Below are 14,000 nucleotides of genomic sequence, written 5' to 3'. Positions count from 1 at the left end.
GTCTAATTTTAGCCATGGAATAAAAATAAGAAGATAATAATACTTGATGTAAATATGAAAATATTATGGATACATATATGAAAATAGCTTTTTCAGGAATAGTGGCTTTTTCAATATTGTTTACGTTAGTGATAAAATCATATTTGTAAATTTGAAATAAAATTAATTATTTTGAGATAAATTAATTGCAATCAAAGTAGAGATAATTTTTGCAGCCAAAGATGCTGTAGCCCCATTATCATGATAGGGATTTAACTCCACAATATCCACACCAGTTACTTCGGTATTTTCTAAAGTACGAATCATGTCAAATAATTCCCTAGACGTAATTCCATCAGCTTCAGGATTACCTACACCAGGGGCATATGCAGGATCCAAAACATCAAGATCAAAACTTGAATACATTGTATCAAATGTAGAAACATAGTCTTTTAGAAGGCTTGGTCCTTTACCTTCACGAATTTGTTTGTATGAAATAGTTTTAATTTTATTTTCAGTAAGAAATTCCAACTCTTCTTTTACAAATGCTCTGGCACCCACATGTAAGATATTTTCAGAACCACGTTCTTCAACAACTCTTCTCAAATAGGAGGCATGACTTAATTTAATGTCAGCAAATTCATCACGTAAATCATAATGGGCATCAAATACAACATATCCAGTATCTTTTGGAAAACTAGTATACGTTCCATATGTGATAGAGTGTTCACCACCCAAAATGAACAATTGTCTTTGTTTTGAAACAAGTTCAGTGGTGATTTTTTTAACCATGTCAATCATCTCAGATGCAACAACAGTATGTCGAGTATTTCCTAAATCCTCAATATTTACAGTTTCTAAATCGATTCCAAGATCAGGATGAAAAATCTCAATATTGTTAAATGAATCACGAATTGAATCAGGTCCAAATCGGCATCCAGGTTTGTATGAATGAGTGGCATCAAAAGGAATACCAAATATGGTAGCTACAGGCTCAGAATCATCATCAGAGGCAGTAATTAGGGGGTTTTTGTTCATGTATAGATCTAGAAAACTCATTTTTTACACCATCAAATTAGGTCTCTTAGAGAGATGTTTTGGCAGGTTCAATCCAGTGAATGGTTTTCCACTAGTTTGATCATTAATTTCTTTAATGAAATCATCAAAGGGTAATTCTCGGACATCACCAGAAACTCTATCACGTATGCTAAGATTTTGTGAATTTGCTTCCTTTTCACCGATTACAAGAATATATCTAATCCATTCTTTTTCAGCTTCACGAATTCTTTTTCCAATACTTTCATTTCTATCATCAATATCAACACGTACATCATTTGTTGAAATTTTATCACTCAGAGTTTCAGTAAACTCATTAAATTCTTCTTTAAGTGGAATTATCCTAACTTGAGTAGGAGCTAACCACAGGGGGAATTGAGGTTTACGTCCTTCATAGGAATCTTTAGCAGCTTTTTCCAATAATGCATAGATGATTCTCTCAATTGCACCACTAGGAGAATTGTGTAAAATGATAGGATGTTGTTTTGTATTGTTTTCATCAACAAAGTCAATTCCATATCTATGTCCGTTTTCAACATCAATCTGATCTGTAGATAATGCAGATGCTTTTCCATGACCGTCAATAAAGTTAAACTCCCATTTTAAAACAAAGTAAAAGAATTTCTCTTTCCACATCTCTACCAACACAGGTCTTCCATGTTTCTTGACTAGTTCTTCTATTGCAGTTTTATTCTCATTGTAAAAGTCCTCAGTAAATCTAATTGCCATATCATAATCATTTTCATCTATACCAAGTTCACGTAGAACACTTTGTGAAAGATCAAAACGAACCTTGATTTCATCAACTGCTTGAGCCATATCTTTACAAAATGCATGACAATCAGGCATGGTAAAGGCTCTAAGTCGTCTTAAACCAACTAATTCTCCAGATTGTTCTCGTCTAAAGCTATATCTTGTAAGTTCATAGAGTTTGTAGGGCAAATTTTTGTAAGATAATTGGTATTGGTTAGCCATTAAGAATTGACCAAAACATGCAGCAAATCTTAAAAATAGTTTTTTGCCTTCTGAATCAATATTGTACTGTCTTGCAGGAAATCGATTAAAGTAACTAACCATACTAGGATGCTCTGAATCATACATTATCGGAGTTTCAACTTCGTATCCACCATATTCCTTAACTCTATCAGTAACATAACGTTCAATCAAGGATTTGATCAATCTTCCATTTGGATAAAATCTCATATTTCCAGAATCAGATGCAGGTTCATAATCAGAAATGCCCATTTTTTTCATCAATGCTACATGAGGTGGAGGTTGATCAACTTTTCTAATTTTTGCAGATTCATATTTTGCTAAAATTTCTAATTTAGGATATTTTGAGAAATTAAAATCACCAATGTTAGTCATGGTTCCATCTGGAGAAAGTATTTTCCAGTATGAGCGTATTTTAGATTCTCCCTTAAGAGCATCTGATGTTATTTCCTCGTCAGGTTTAGAATCTGCAGAATCTTTTGTTACAACCTTGGAGCTTTCTGCAAGAGGGTGACCTTTGACTTGAATTTTATATGATTTTGTCCAACCAAATGGAGAATGTGAAACTTCTAGTTCAGATGCACCATCTTCCATTTCTTTTAGTAAAGACATTGCAATGGAAGGTTTTGCAAGATTAGAACTCAAGTGTGCATAAGGATATAACAATAATTTTTTAGATCCAATTTTTTCCATGGATGCTTTAATTTGAGAAATTGCATTTTGGGCAACAGATGAATCATCACCATCTTCTATAGCAACAAATACAACTACAAGTTCTTCTAATCTTTGAGTTTGAGGATTTTCAATATCCTCAGCAGATTTAATCTCCTTTTTAGTTGGAGTATACTCAATATGATCACAATGAAGTTGCAATATACGCATGATTAGAGATGTCAAAAGTGGCATAAATATACGATTCTCAAAAAAGCGCAGGCATCCAATCACAGAAGACAGATGTGTTTATTGAAAGTAATTGAGGGTTTTACCCATAACGAAATTTATGTTGCCCAAGCATAACTGATCCATGCAGTCTAAGAAAAATGAGAAAAGACATCAAGAATTGCTAAAAGAAAAAAAAGAATTAGAGCAAAATAGACCTCACGGAATTGAGGAAATGAGACGTTGGAAGCATACTATGGGCAAAATCTTGCAAGAATTGGAATTATACAATTAACCATTATTTTTGAATTAAATTCAAATGTACTAAAATAAACAAATAATCATCATGGAACCATCAGATGTTTTTCGAAAGAGAAATCTTTCAAAAGTAAATTTTGAATATGAAGAATTGATTGGCAGGGATTTATCAGACTCCAACATGAAAGGAGTAAACCTCAAAAACAGAGATATTCACAATGCAGATTTGAGTTGTACGGATCTTTCTGGGGCTGATTTAAGCGGAGCAATTCTATTCTATGTTAAATTAAGAGGAGCTGACATGAGAGGGGTGGATTTATCAAATGCAAAATTATGGGATGCAGAATTGTACGGAGCTGATTTGCGAGGAGCTGATTTGAAAGGTGCTGATTTATTTTATACAGATTTACGAAGTGTTGATTTTAGTCAAGCAAATCTAAGCGGAGTAAATCTTAGACATGCAAATTTTGAAGGGGCAATTCTAAATGAAGCAGATTTATCAAATGCAAATTATGATTCCCATACATTAGATACATTATCAAAAATTACAAAAGAAGAATTAAAGAAACAAGGCAATTCATGGTAAAAAATTATTTTAAAAAAAGAAAAAGAAAGGAATTATTCCTCTACGTTTGAATCAGTTACTAAATCATCTACAGTTGAGACTACAGGTTCAACAGTGATTGGACCATGTTGAAATAGCGGTATTCTCAAACCGTTTTCCATGTTTTGGACTTTAGCAGTGGAGAAGTCAAGGATAAAGGTACCAGGAGAATCAGCAACAGGGGCATAATGTCCTCTTAGAATAATTCTAAAAGTATCGCCACCATCTAAGGTTCCTGTACCATGTAGTCTAAGTTTTCCATTGACTGCTTTGCCTTTCAAATCCAATTCGATGTTTTCTCTATCACCTACAGAAATTTCTGCAGTTGATTTTACTTTCCAAACACCATTATTTTGATGAACTGCTTTACCATCAAGTGCTATACTTGAAGGGAATGCCTGACCGGCAACAATTGCCCAGCCACTAGTTTTACCATCAAATTTTACTTCGGCTTGTCTATCTGGAGATTCTACTGCTACATCAGATAATGTATCAGTAGTCACTGATGAAACGGTAGTAGGGATAAAACCATTGTTTGCATCTTCTGCAAATACATTAGTTGTTCCTATTGAACCAAAAACAAGTACTGCCAACACAGGTAGTGCAAAAAGCAATGAATGTTTTTTACTGGTTTGTTTCATAGAGGGAAAAAATGAAAAATAATACTTAAGGAACAAGCAGAAATTATCAGTATTGATTCTCTGTGTCAGAAAATGAAATTACAGATAATTTCAAAACGAGCCTGAAATAAAATTAAGATTTTTCTCGTAATGCAATTACTGAACGTAAAATTAAACCAGAAATTCCTAAATTAGATTTAAGAAATTCACTTGCCCTCAAAAGAGAATTTTCTCCACGAAACCCTTCATCATAAATCATTTCTATAGAACATCTATCAGTTTCAACAAAAGATGTAATCAATGAAAAAATACCTAATTGATTATCAGTTTTTTCATTGTAAAGTCGTAATTCAACTCTAGAAATTTTAAATTCATCTTGAATAAAATTTCCATCTGAAAGTAAAACCTCCACATCATCAGGAATCTTATCTACTCGCTTAGGATCATGTAAATCTACAATATTCATTCTGTATTATTTAGAATCATTCCTAAATAAGTAATAACACAAAAATCTTAATCTCGCGTTATTTTATCAAATACGCAAGACGCGGTAAGATCTCCAGTGACATTCACCATAGTTCTAATCATATCCAATATTCTATCCACAGACAGCAATAGTAAGATTCCAACAGGGGGAATTCCTACAGTTATTAAAATTGTAGATAAAACAATTGTTCCAGCTCCCGGAACAGCAGGAGTTCCAATAGATGCCAAAAGAGAAGTAACAATTATCACAAGTATAGAGAGCATACTCAATTCAATTGCAAAGAGTTGTGCCAAAAAGAAGACGGCAATTACTTGATACAGAGCAGTACCATCCATATTCACAGTTGTTCCTAGAGGAATCACAAATTTTGAAACACGAGGATCTAATTTTAGATCATCCTCAGCAGTCTTTAGTGTCATTGGCATTGTTGCCATTGAACTTGCAGTTGAGAAAGCCAATGTTTGAGGATTGCGGAATTTAGAAAATGTAGAAGAAAATGATCTTTTTGCTACAAACTTTATGAACATTGCATATACCAACAACATAGCTCCAAGTCCCAAAACTACGGTGACCATGTATACTCCAAGTCCAACCATTGTTCCAATTCCTACTGTGGCAACCATACCTACAATTAAACCAAAAACGGCAAAGGGTACAATCTTCATAGCCATGAGTAGAATGTATAACGTAATTTTTTGAATAGATTCTAGTAAATCAAGTAAAGGTTTAACGGAATCTTTTGGAAGAGCCGCCATCGACAAACCAACAATTAGAGCCATTATCAAAATGCTAAACATTTGTCCTTCAAGATAAGAAACAATCGGATTTCGTGGAATAATGTTTGATACCACTTCAGGAATATCATCTAATGAAAAACCTTCTGTAACTTTCAAATCTTCCTCAGAAAGATCATGTGATTCTTGAAGCGCAGTAAGATCAAGAATACTTCCAGGAGCAATAATTGATGCAAGAGTGATTGCAATGAGAATTGCAATTGTGGTAGTAATAACAAAATAAACACCAATGCCCAACCCCAGAGTTTTTAGTTTTTCTTTTGCACCCAAATTAGCAATAGCAACAACAATTGATGCAAAGATCAATGGGACTATTATCATCAAAATTACACTCAAAAATATGTTGGCAGGGATTTTTAGATATGATGATAAAGAATCTAAAGAATCATCATCTAACCCAACACCTACATCATCACCTAAAATTAACCCTACACAAAGCCCTATGATTAAAGATAAAACAACTTGTAGCCACAAATTTTTAAAAATATAATTTTTTAACGTCATTTGAGATATTCTTAGATTTTCAACATCCATCAAAAAGGATTCGATAGTATTATTTACTAAAAAATTAGTTTTTCAAACATGGATCCACATGAATTTCATGGTAAGGATATTCCTCACATAAAATTAGATCCAAAAATGACCATAGAAGACTTGGTCAATGTATTTGCAAGTTCAGGATACAATGGAAGACAACTAGGAGATGCAGCAAAACTTTATGCAAAAATGATTGAAGAAGATGCAACAATTTGTCTTACAGTTTCTGGGGCAATGACACCCGTGGGATTTGGAGGAATAATCAAAACTCTCATAGAGAAAGGATTTGTGGATTGGATTGTAACAACAGGGGCAAATGTGTATCATGAGGATCATTTTGCATGGGGATTACCAGTCAAACAAGGAAGTTTCAATGTAGACGATATGAAATTGTATGAAAACGAAATTGTCAGAATCAGAGATGTTTACATCAAATTTCATGAAACATTAGAGGCACAAGATGAATTAGTTCAAAAAATGTTCGGAGAAGATTTTCCAGACAAGCCATTTACAACTGCAGAATTTTGTAATTTAATGGGAAAATTAAGTAAAGAAAAATCAAAGCATCCTGAAAAAAGTTTCATTACAACTGCATACGATTATGATGTACCAGTGTACATTTCAACTATGAAAGATTCATCACTTGCACTAAATTTAGCCGTTCATAGATTACAAGATAAAACATACAATTTGGATTTTGTACGAGAAATCATAGAACAAGCTGCAATTCTATATGGTTCAAAAAAATCAGGCATTTTAGAATTAGGAGGAGGGGTTCCAAAAAATACAGCACAGCAAACAGGTCCTCTATTAGATCAAATATTAAAACGAGATGATGGAGGTCAGGATTACATTATTCAAATCACAGATGCACGTCCAGATACAGGTGGACTATCAGGTGCAACATTACAAGAAGGAAAGAGTTGGGGAAAAGTTCAGGATGCGCATAATGGAATGGTCACAGTTTATGCAGATGCAACTATAGCATTTCCAATTCTTGCATTATACGTACTAAGTAATCAAAAAACAAGAAAGCCAAAAAGACTGTACAAGAAATTAAATGGATTGTATTCAAGTCTCAGTGAAGATTATTTCAAGAACCCAGATAACAAAATAAAAAAGAAAAACTAAAACTTGTCAAATCGTGCACGTTCAAGATCACGATCATCTTTAGATTCCTTCTTGTATTCTTTGTAATGTTCCTTGCAAAGAACAGTTTTTTTACCAGTTGAATTTACTCGCAAACCAGCATTTTCAACTTTACTTGTATTAAGAGAACGTGCACCATCTTGATCACAGCCTTCAAAATTGCATTTTGCACCTTTGGATACTATTCCCATATTCAATAGTAATCAAGATGTTATTTATACTTGAAAATATTTTTCTAGTTTTCAAATAACGATAAATAATATTAAAAAAAGATAGATTCATCGTTTATAAGAGGAATATTTTTTTCCTAATTTATGGCCGGAGCAAAGAAACCTACAACAAACAAAGACAAATCAGGTGGTTCTAAAGACACAAAGAAAAAGAAAGACAAGGGTGAAGGCGGACCAAAGAAAGCAGAGATAGTTGTAAAGGTAAACGAAGCTCAAGCATTAAAAATAATTCAAAATTCCAAAGTTATCACGGTTCAAGATCTTGCAAGACAAACAGGAGTAAAAATTTCTGCAGCAAATGCATTTCTTAAAGAATCTACAACCAAAGGGGTTGTGAAAAAAGTTGGCGGATATTCAGGCCATCATTTGTATCAATCAGTTTCTTCATAGATACAAAATACATCTCCAGATTTAACATCCTTTAATGCATCAATATTTTCAGTTAACCTACCTATTGGAGTCATTGCTTTTGTAAAGACTGCATCATTTAGAAAAAAACAAACACTTCCAGAGGATGGTAAGTAAGCAACATCACCTTTTTTGAATTCAGTCCTAGATCTTTCAATCCCGCTATCAACACTTGTTTCAAAATACAAAATACTTTTTCCCAACAAATGAGCATGTCCCTCTAAGGGTAAAGATCTCATGATAGTTCCAACAGTTCTAGGAGATAGATGTCGTTTAAGATCACATGAAAGTTTTGCTTTTCCTCGAATTTCTAAAACTAGTTGTTTTCGGGAGACTGAAGATGTGCTCAATTCGTACTTTAAAATGATTAGATTATATAACGTTTTAAGGAAATTTTCTTACTTGTCTAAAGTTGAAGATCCTGCAATCATTGAAGCACCACAACCTGAAGAGGAGCTTGATGCAGAAATAGAAGAAAACGCAGGATTAAACAAAGCATTAGATACATATCGAAAATTAATCGATAGAAAAGATCTTGTTGAACCATTAACTGAAAAAGAACAAGACAGTTTAGAAAAAAGAATTAAAGAAATTGAAAATAGAGAAGTCGTAGAAAAAATTGAAGAGCACGATCCAGTAGAAATCCCTTGTGAAAAAAACAAAATCACAATTGGACCACCAACATTAACTAGATTTGAAAAAGCAAGAATTATGGGAGCAAGAGCATTACAATTATCATTAGGAGCACCACCATTTATTCCAATTCCAAAATCAGCAAGAATTTCACTAGACATATCCATGGAAGAATTAGAGGAAAGAGTAATTCCAATCACAATTAGAAGAGTATTACCAAATGGAGATTATCAAAATATTCCAATTGATTATTTTGAGAAATAATCAATAACAAACAAAAAATTATCCGTTGTTCATAATCCTAAAATAAATTGAATATGGAGTAATTGGCATGAACCTATCGTCGATAAAACTTAAAAGAACATAAAATTTCTAGATATTGAATAATGCTCATGGACGAGACAATCGAACCGAGTGGTCAAGAGCAGACCGAAAAGTCTGAAGATACCACGATACAAATTGGAAACTATCCTGTAATGGAATCTGCACTAGATGTATTGACATTTTTAGGCAAAAAAAATAAAATAATTTTAAAATCAAAAGGAAATTCAATTCCAAATGCAGTTGCAGTGGCAAATATCATTACCGAAAAAATGTTAAAAGGTAATTCTAAAGTTCAAAAAATTAATTTGGATACAGTAGCTGCTGCAGGAATTGGAAATATGACATCAACAATAGAAATTATATTAATTAAAATCTAGTAAACGCTTCCAGGACCTTTTAAAAGCATATTTTCACATTCTTTGCATACTTGTTCATCAATGTTGGATTCCAAATTATGATGAATCTCACAAATTAGCAGACTTGATTTGATATAATTACACAAACCAATGAATTTGGAAAGACTAGAAGGAGTGTATGCCATATCAGAAGAGAGGTTATCGCTTAATTCATCAATCATAATTGCAACTTGTTTTTCTGCTAACAGTTTAGCAATCAAAGAAGGGTCACCTCTAGTACCACGGATATAATTGCTAATAGCAGCTTGTGTTACTCCAAGCATTTTAGAAATTTCATCTTCTCTAATATTATGATCTTCGGCAAGCTTTTTGGCAAGAATTGCACGTAAAGCAGGAATTAGAGTTTTAGATTCTATTTCAGCAGGAAGTAGCATTACCCCTCAAGAATTTGATAACGAATTTAAAGTTTGCAATGTCATCAATACAATTTTCTGAGCCTCTTTAGGCATATCTATTTTAATTTCAAAATTAGATTGATTGTGTTGGAAGAATATTCTCAAAATCTGTACACTGCTTTAGAGGAATCATGTAAGGAATGCACATCAAATTTAATTTCATTGTCAGGAGGCCTAGATAGTTCCATTATAGCGTATTTGTTAAAGCAAAAAAAGCCTAAAGCAATTGCAGTTATTGCAGAAGATTTCGTATCTACAGATTTAACATATTGTCAAATGATTTCAAAAGATTTAGGATTACCATTAACAATTTTCAATGTCAAAACTGCAGAGATTCTTGAAGCAGTAGAAAAAACAATCAAAATCTTAAAAAATTTCAATGACATAGAAATTAGAAACAATGTAGTCATGTACCTTGCAATGAAATGGGCAAAAGACAATGGAGAAAAATCAATCATTACCGGAGACGGGGCTGATGAATTATTTGCAGGATATAGTTTCCTAGTCAACAAATCAGAAGAAGAATTAGAAAAAGAAATTAAAAGAATATGTTCAGTTATGCATTTTCCAACCCAAAAAATTGGAAATGCCTTAGGAATAACTGTTGAATCACCATTTCTTAATGAAAGAGTAATAAAAATTGCTGAAGATATTCCGGTCAAATTCAAAGTTAAAGAAGAGAATGGAAAACGACATGGGAAGTGGATATTGCGTAAAACTTTTGAAAAAAATATTCCACAACAGATTGCTTGGAGAGATAAATCACCAATGCAAGATGGTTCAGGAACTGCAGGATTGACCAATTTGTTTGAATCAATCATAGGAGAAGAAAAATATGTTGAAAAGAAATTGACAGTTGAAAAAACAGACGGAGTGGTAATTAGGAGTAGAGAATCAATGCATTATTATGAAATTTTCAAGAAGTTGTTTGGATCTCCAGCAGATACTAAATCAGATGAGTTATGCCCATATTGCAAGCACCATGTAGGTACATCAAAGTTTTGTAGAATGTGCGGGGCTTTCCCAATCTAAACATTATTTTTGTATTTTCTAGGTTTTTTGATAAAAATACGTCTACAGCCATTACAACAAAAATAGAATTTTTTTCCATCATGTTCATGAATAACTGCTAAATCTTCATCAAATTCAATTCCACATACAGGATCTACTGGCACAAATTTTCCTCTCTTAATTTCTATTTATAGATTCAGTAAATAGAATCAGCGAGCTAATTAAGCAATAGAATTTTTTTGAGTTTTTTTGTTACTGTATTAGTCAGGATTGATAGATGATTAATTTCCAGCCTAATTTCATTATGATTACGTAGAGATATTATTGATTCAATTTCTTCTGCTTCACCAAAAAATTCTTTCTTACCAAAACAATTTTCACAAACTAACCATTCACTCGTAATTCCGCCAAGCTTTGTGGGTTTGTATTTTATTTTGTATATTGATTCATGTCTATCATTGCACTGATTCATACGGTTAATTCCTCAGGTTGAGATTTTATCTTACATGTTACATCAGAGGTGATTTTCAAAATATGTTCAACGTCAGACGAGGACAAATCAGTATTTCCAGCATCTAATGAATTTTGTACAATTGAACCAATCTCTTTAGTTAATTCAGATATTGCAAAATAATCAAAATCAAGTTTCGAATAATTCATGTGATCGATTTGATATTTTATCATTAATTAAGAAGATCATAAAGTCCCAAAAGTGGAAACCCGATCAATTTAAGATTGAATTATTTCAATAATTTTCTTTGGGAGTATGCCATAATCAGAGTCAGGTTCGGCTACAACATACAAAATGTCATCATTGATTATTACACTAATTGCTAGTGCTCTTTCTCTAGAGGCCATAGCAAAATTTACTTGCCCTAGTTGCTTATCAAACTCTTTTCTCATTTTAACACGTAAAGCTAGTTCCATGAAAATCATTTCGTCATCTTTTTCACTTTCCAAAGGTTCGACATTTTCTTTCATGCCACCTGCAACTAGACGACCACGTTCGTTAATCACACCAGCGAATCTAATTTTAGGATCAACAGCCAGTATAGAATCACAGATTTTGGTATAATCATAAATTTTTGCAGACAAATTACTAAGTCACACTAAATATCACTCATTTATTATCTTTATACAAATTTTTGAGGCTGACAACAATCAAATCAAGAAGTCAATTTTTTGACCAATAAAAGAAATTCATCCTCAGACATCGGAGGAATAGTCATCACTTCAAGATTTTCTGAAACATGTTCAGAGGATTTTTGCCCAACCAAAGGAGCAATAACCCCAGGAGTCGAACGAATAAACTGTAAAGCACGTGACGATGGTTTTAATTCATCAAACTCAGGCATTACTCCCGGAGACAACAATCTTCCCTGCATGAAAGGAACACTAGTGAATACCCCAACTCCCAATCTAACTGCAGCTTCCAATACAGAAACATTTTCGGTTCCAAGGATTTGAGTTTTTGAAAGTAACGCTTGATCATAATTCATGTTGTAAGGTAATTGAATAAATCTAAACCCATGATTTTCACCACCAATTTCTTTTGCCATGTTTACTGTTTCTTCAAGTGAAAGATATTGAGGATTATCAGGTGCAACTCTAAAACACTCCCAAGTTGCCATTCCATAAAATTTTATTTTTCCTTCTTTTCGTTTTTCTTCATATAATTTAAAAACAGATTTTAGATTTTCTAAAAATTTTTCTTTTGATACATCTTTAATTTGTCCCTCAACAGCATTGTGAAGATAGAGTAAATCTAAGCATTCAACATTAAGATTTTTCAAACTTCTATCTAATTGATCAGATAGATATGGAATAGTCATACAATGATAACCGGATGTAACATCTCCTTCTTGAATCACACCTTTTTTAGAATATTCTTCTTTTACGTATTCCCAAAAACCTAGATCAACATCAGCATCATTTGTAACATATCCATTTTTAGAACTAATGAAGATTTGATCACGTGAAATTTTTCCATCTTGAATTAATTCAGCAATAGCCTTTCCAACAGAACGCTCTGCTTTTTGAGATCGATAATTGATTGCAGTGTCAATTACATTAATTCCAGATAAAACAGATTGTTTTACTGCACTAGTAACTAATTCATCAGTTTTTGCATCAGGTTCACCCAGATAAGTTCCAATGCCAATATTTGACAAAGATAAATTTGCAAATATCTTAAAGTTTTCTTTATTTACGCCTGAATTTTGAGCAAATTTTTCAGTACCCTCAACGCTAGCACATCCAGAAATCATGAAGGTTCTCATATGATGCTAAATTTATGTTTAGAGTGCTAAAAATCAATTAAAAATCCAATTACAAACAGAGCACCAGTAATTCTTCCAAACATCAGTGTAGATGACATGTATGGAACAAGATTCTCAATAGAATCATAATTTTTTTGTAAACCTAAACCAGATTTTATCATTAAAGGGATACTCAGAAAACTAATCAATGAAAAAACAGGAAATACATCAGTAGAAACTCCAATGAGAATAGCCAAATAAGACACCAGTGGGAAAATCCAAAAACATTTTGCAGCTTTATGTTTTCCTAATGCAATAACCAATGTTTTTCTTCCTTTAGATTTATCTGCATCATGATCTGGAAAAGATGCAATGAAAAGAACTAGTGAAGATAAAGAACCCACAACTATCCCTGCAAGAATGGATTCAAAAGTTATCTCTCCAGATTGAATGAAAAATGTACCAATGACAATCATTGATCCTTTCACAGCAACAAAAAATTCACCTAGACCAGAATCAACAATTTTTGTAGAGTAGAAATAGATAGATAGAATTGCAAATCCCAAAATTATTGCAATGATAATACCATCTGTAATTACAAAATATCCACCAATCACAGTTCCAATAATTAAAAATGCAATACCAGCACGATAAACAGAAGATGGTTTAAGTAAACCCTCAGGCAAAACACCAGTTCCACCACTCATTTTTGTTCTTGTGGTTTTTGTATCAATTCCTCTTTTAAAATCCCAAAAATCATTTAGTAAATCGACACTTGCATGTAGAGCCATAACTCCTGCAAAAGTCAATACTGCTTCAAATAGTTCAAATGATGAATTTTGCCACCAATTTAATGAAAGCCCTACTGAAACTGCAATTACAGAGGCTAGAAGGAATCTAACACGTATCACCCTAAGCCAAACGGATAGCATTAAAAACTAAGATTCTTTTTCAATATAATATTCATGA

At 32.8% G+C, this 14,000-nt stretch carries 21 protein-coding genes; 7 read left to right on the top strand and 14 right to left on the bottom strand.

The features are described from left to right. Positions 1-162: 162 nt before the first annotated feature. Positions 163-1,038, bottom strand: coding sequence for an agmatinase (gene speB / locus C5F47_RS04150; protein WP_179361628.1), 876 nt, complete (start codon positions 1,036-1,038; stop codon positions 163-165). Positions 1,039-1,041: 3 nt separating this feature from the next. Next, positions 1,042-2,910: a threonine--tRNA ligase gene (locus tag C5F47_RS04145; protein WP_179361627.1), complete on the bottom strand. Its 1,869-nt coding sequence runs from the start codon at positions 2,908-2,910 to the stop codon at positions 1,042-1,044. 142 nt (positions 2,911-3,052) lie between these two features. On the opposite strand from C5F47_RS04145, the gene C5F47_RS04140 reads away from it, so the two are divergent. Both C5F47_RS04140 and C5F47_RS04135 read left to right on the top strand, forming a co-directional pair. Next, positions 3,053-3,202 (top strand): hypothetical protein, encoded by a 150-nt coding sequence (locus C5F47_RS04140; RefSeq protein ID WP_179361626.1) that lies wholly within the window; start codon positions 3,053-3,055, stop codon positions 3,200-3,202. A 51-nt stretch (positions 3,203-3,253) separates the two neighbouring features. Then, the gene (locus C5F47_RS04135; RefSeq protein WP_179361625.1) at positions 3,254-3,751 is read left to right on the top strand and encodes a pentapeptide repeat-containing protein; all 498 of its coding nucleotides are present in this window, start codon (positions 3,254-3,256) and stop codon (positions 3,749-3,751) included. A gap of 32 nt (positions 3,752-3,783) precedes the next feature. Here C5F47_RS04135 and C5F47_RS04130 read toward each other — a convergent pair whose 3' ends face one another. From C5F47_RS04130 to C5F47_RS04120, 3 genes are all read right to left on the bottom strand, one after another. After that, positions 3,784-4,410 (bottom strand): hypothetical protein, encoded by a 627-nt coding sequence (locus C5F47_RS04130; RefSeq protein ID WP_179361624.1) that lies wholly within the window; start codon positions 4,408-4,410, stop codon positions 3,784-3,786. 112 nt (positions 4,411-4,522) lie between these two features. Then, on the bottom strand, positions 4,523-4,855 hold the full coding sequence (locus tag C5F47_RS04125) for a hypothetical protein (protein ID WP_179361623.1): 333 nt from the start codon (positions 4,853-4,855) through the stop codon (positions 4,523-4,525). A gap of 47 nt (positions 4,856-4,902) precedes the next feature. Beyond that, a complete protein-coding gene (locus C5F47_RS04120) occupies positions 4,903-6,204 on the bottom strand; it encodes a dicarboxylate/amino acid:cation symporter (protein ID WP_246271218.1) in 1,302 nt (433 codons plus the stop codon). Between the two features lie 48 nt (positions 6,205-6,252). Between C5F47_RS04120 and C5F47_RS04115 the strand changes: the two genes are divergently transcribed. Further along, complete coding sequence (locus C5F47_RS04115; protein ID WP_179361622.1) at positions 6,253-7,338, top strand: homospermidine biosynthesis protein; 1,086 nt, start codon at positions 6,253-6,255, stop codon at positions 7,336-7,338. Here C5F47_RS04115 and C5F47_RS04110 read toward each other — a convergent pair. Next, positions 7,335-7,547, bottom strand: coding sequence for a hypothetical protein (locus C5F47_RS04110; RefSeq protein WP_179361621.1), 213 nt, complete (start codon positions 7,545-7,547; stop codon positions 7,335-7,337). The two genes, C5F47_RS04115 and C5F47_RS04110, sit on opposite strands and share 4 nt — an antisense overlap. A 123-nt stretch (positions 7,548-7,670) precedes the next feature. Between C5F47_RS04110 and C5F47_RS04105 the strand changes: the two genes are divergently transcribed. Continuing rightward, on the top strand, positions 7,671-7,976 hold the full coding sequence (locus tag C5F47_RS04105) for a MarR family transcriptional regulator (protein WP_179361620.1): 306 nt from the start codon (positions 7,671-7,673) through the stop codon (positions 7,974-7,976). Here C5F47_RS04105 and C5F47_RS04100 read toward each other — a convergent pair. Then, the gene (locus tag C5F47_RS04100; RefSeq protein WP_179361619.1) at positions 7,958-8,344 is read right to left on the bottom strand and encodes a cyclophilin-like fold protein; all 387 of its coding nucleotides are present in this window, start codon (positions 8,342-8,344) and stop codon (positions 7,958-7,960) included. The two genes, C5F47_RS04105 and C5F47_RS04100, sit on opposite strands and share 19 nt — an antisense overlap. 13 nt (positions 8,345-8,357) lie before the next feature. Here C5F47_RS04100 and C5F47_RS04095 point away from each other — a divergent pair, with 13 nt between their 5' ends. Both C5F47_RS04095 and C5F47_RS04090 read left to right on the top strand, forming a co-directional pair. After that, positions 8,358-8,891 carry a DNA-directed RNA polymerase subunit K gene (locus tag C5F47_RS04095; RefSeq protein WP_179361618.1) on the top strand — a complete coding sequence of 178 codons (534 nt, stop codon included), beginning with the start codon at positions 8,358-8,360 and terminating at the stop codon, positions 8,889-8,891. A 122-nt stretch (positions 8,892-9,013) separates the two neighbouring features. Next, positions 9,014-9,328 carry an AlbA family DNA/RNA-binding protein gene (locus tag C5F47_RS04090; protein WP_179361617.1) on the top strand — a complete coding sequence of 105 codons (315 nt, stop codon included), beginning with the start codon at positions 9,014-9,016 and terminating at the stop codon, positions 9,326-9,328. On the opposite strand, the gene C5F47_RS04085 is transcribed toward C5F47_RS04090, so the two are convergent. Beyond that, the gene (locus C5F47_RS04085) at positions 9,325-9,741 is read right to left on the bottom strand and encodes a transcriptional regulator (RefSeq protein WP_179361616.1); all 417 of its coding nucleotides are present in this window, start codon (positions 9,739-9,741) and stop codon (positions 9,325-9,327) included. The two genes, C5F47_RS04090 and C5F47_RS04085, sit on opposite strands and share 4 nt — an antisense overlap. Positions 9,742-9,849: 108 nt before the next feature. Here C5F47_RS04085 and C5F47_RS04080 point away from each other — a divergent pair, with 108 nt between their 5' ends. After that, the gene (locus C5F47_RS04080) at positions 9,850-10,794 is read left to right on the top strand and encodes an asparagine synthase C-terminal domain-containing protein (RefSeq protein ID WP_179361777.1); all 945 of its coding nucleotides are present in this window, start codon (positions 9,850-9,852) and stop codon (positions 10,792-10,794) included. On the opposite strand, the gene C5F47_RS04075 is transcribed toward C5F47_RS04080, so the two are convergent. The 6 genes from C5F47_RS04075 to C5F47_RS04050 form a co-directional block, all read right to left on the bottom strand. Further along, positions 10,791-10,937, bottom strand: coding sequence for a YHS domain-containing protein (locus C5F47_RS04075; RefSeq protein ID WP_179361615.1), 147 nt, complete (start codon positions 10,935-10,937; stop codon positions 10,791-10,793). The genes C5F47_RS04080 and C5F47_RS04075 overlap by 4 nt on opposite strands. 53 nt (positions 10,938-10,990) lie before the next feature. Next, positions 10,991-11,245 (bottom strand): hypothetical protein, encoded by a 255-nt coding sequence (locus C5F47_RS04070; RefSeq protein ID WP_179361614.1) that lies wholly within the window; start codon positions 11,243-11,245, stop codon positions 10,991-10,993. Continuing rightward, entirely contained in the window at positions 11,242-11,433 is a 192-nt protein-coding gene (locus tag C5F47_RS04065) for a hypothetical protein (RefSeq protein WP_179361613.1), read from the bottom strand. The genes C5F47_RS04070 and C5F47_RS04065 overlap by 4 nt, the downstream gene beginning before the upstream one ends. A gap of 69 nt (positions 11,434-11,502) precedes the next feature. After that, entirely contained in the window at positions 11,503-11,868 is a 366-nt protein-coding gene (locus C5F47_RS04060) for a DUF6659 family protein (protein WP_179361612.1), read from the bottom strand. 71 nt (positions 11,869-11,939) lie between these two features. Next, on the bottom strand, positions 11,940-13,040 hold the full coding sequence (locus C5F47_RS04055) for an aldo/keto reductase (protein WP_179361611.1): 1,101 nt from the start codon (positions 13,038-13,040) through the stop codon (positions 11,940-11,942). Positions 13,041-13,078: 38 nt separating this feature from the next. Continuing rightward, positions 13,079-13,963: a prenyltransferase gene (locus tag C5F47_RS04050; RefSeq protein ID WP_179361610.1), complete on the bottom strand. Its 885-nt coding sequence runs from the start codon at positions 13,961-13,963 to the stop codon at positions 13,079-13,081. Between the last annotated feature and the right edge of the window lie 37 nt (positions 13,964-14,000).

The sequence above is a fragment of the Nitrosopumilus cobalaminigenes genome (assembly GCF_013407145.1).
GTDB lineage: Archaea > Thermoproteota > Nitrososphaeria > Nitrososphaerales > Nitrosopumilaceae > Nitrosopumilus > Nitrosopumilus cobalaminigenes.
The sequence above is the reverse complement of the archived record's forward strand: the minus strand, read 5'-3'. Positions and strand labels throughout refer to the sequence as shown.

Coding starts and splice junctions, on each gene's coding strand:
- speB (WP_179361628.1), bottom strand. CDS start 1,038: ATGAGTTTTCTAGATCTATACATGAACAAAAACCCCCTAATTACTGCC.
- C5F47_RS04145 (WP_179361627.1), bottom strand. CDS start 2,910: ATGCGTATATTGCAACTTCATTGTGATCATATTGAGTATACTCCAACT.
- C5F47_RS04140 (WP_179361626.1), top strand. CDS start 3,053: ATGCAGTCTAAGAAAAATGAGAAAAGACATCAAGAATTGCTAAAAGAA.
- C5F47_RS04135 (WP_179361625.1), top strand. CDS start 3,254: ATGGAACCATCAGATGTTTTTCGAAAGAGAAATCTTTCAAAAGTAAAT.
- C5F47_RS04130 (WP_179361624.1), bottom strand. CDS start 4,410: ATGAAACAAACCAGTAAAAAACATTCATTGCTTTTTGCACTACCTGTG.
- C5F47_RS04125 (WP_179361623.1), bottom strand. CDS start 4,855: ATGAATATTGTAGATTTACATGATCCTAAGCGAGTAGATAAGATTCCT.
- C5F47_RS04120 (WP_246271218.1), bottom strand. CDS start 6,204: ATGGATGTTGAAAATCTAAGAATATCTCAAATGACGTTAAAAAATTAT.
- C5F47_RS04115 (WP_179361622.1), top strand. CDS start 6,253: ATGGATCCACATGAATTTCATGGTAAGGATATTCCTCACATAAAATTA.
- C5F47_RS04110 (WP_179361621.1), bottom strand. CDS start 7,547: ATGGGAATAGTATCCAAAGGTGCAAAATGCAATTTTGAAGGCTGTGAT.
- C5F47_RS04105 (WP_179361620.1), top strand. CDS start 7,671: ATGGCCGGAGCAAAGAAACCTACAACAAACAAAGACAAATCAGGTGGT.
- C5F47_RS04095 (WP_179361618.1), top strand. CDS start 8,358: ATGATTAGATTATATAACGTTTTAAGGAAATTTTCTTACTTGTCTAAA.
- C5F47_RS04090 (WP_179361617.1), top strand. CDS start 9,014: ATGCTCATGGACGAGACAATCGAACCGAGTGGTCAAGAGCAGACCGAA.
- C5F47_RS04085 (WP_179361616.1), bottom strand. CDS start 9,741: ATGCTACTTCCTGCTGAAATAGAATCTAAAACTCTAATTCCTGCTTTA.
- C5F47_RS04070 (WP_179361614.1), bottom strand. CDS start 11,245: ATGAATCAGTGCAATGATAGACATGAATCAATATACAAAATAAAATAC.
- C5F47_RS04065 (WP_179361613.1), bottom strand. CDS start 11,433: ATGAATTATTCGAAACTTGATTTTGATTATTTTGCAATATCTGAATTA.
- C5F47_RS04055 (WP_179361611.1), bottom strand. CDS start 13,040: ATGATTTCTGGATGTGCTAGCGTTGAGGGTACTGAAAAATTTGCTCAA.
- C5F47_RS04050 (WP_179361610.1), bottom strand. CDS start 13,963: ATGCTATCCGTTTGGCTTAGGGTGATACGTGTTAGATTCCTTCTAGCC.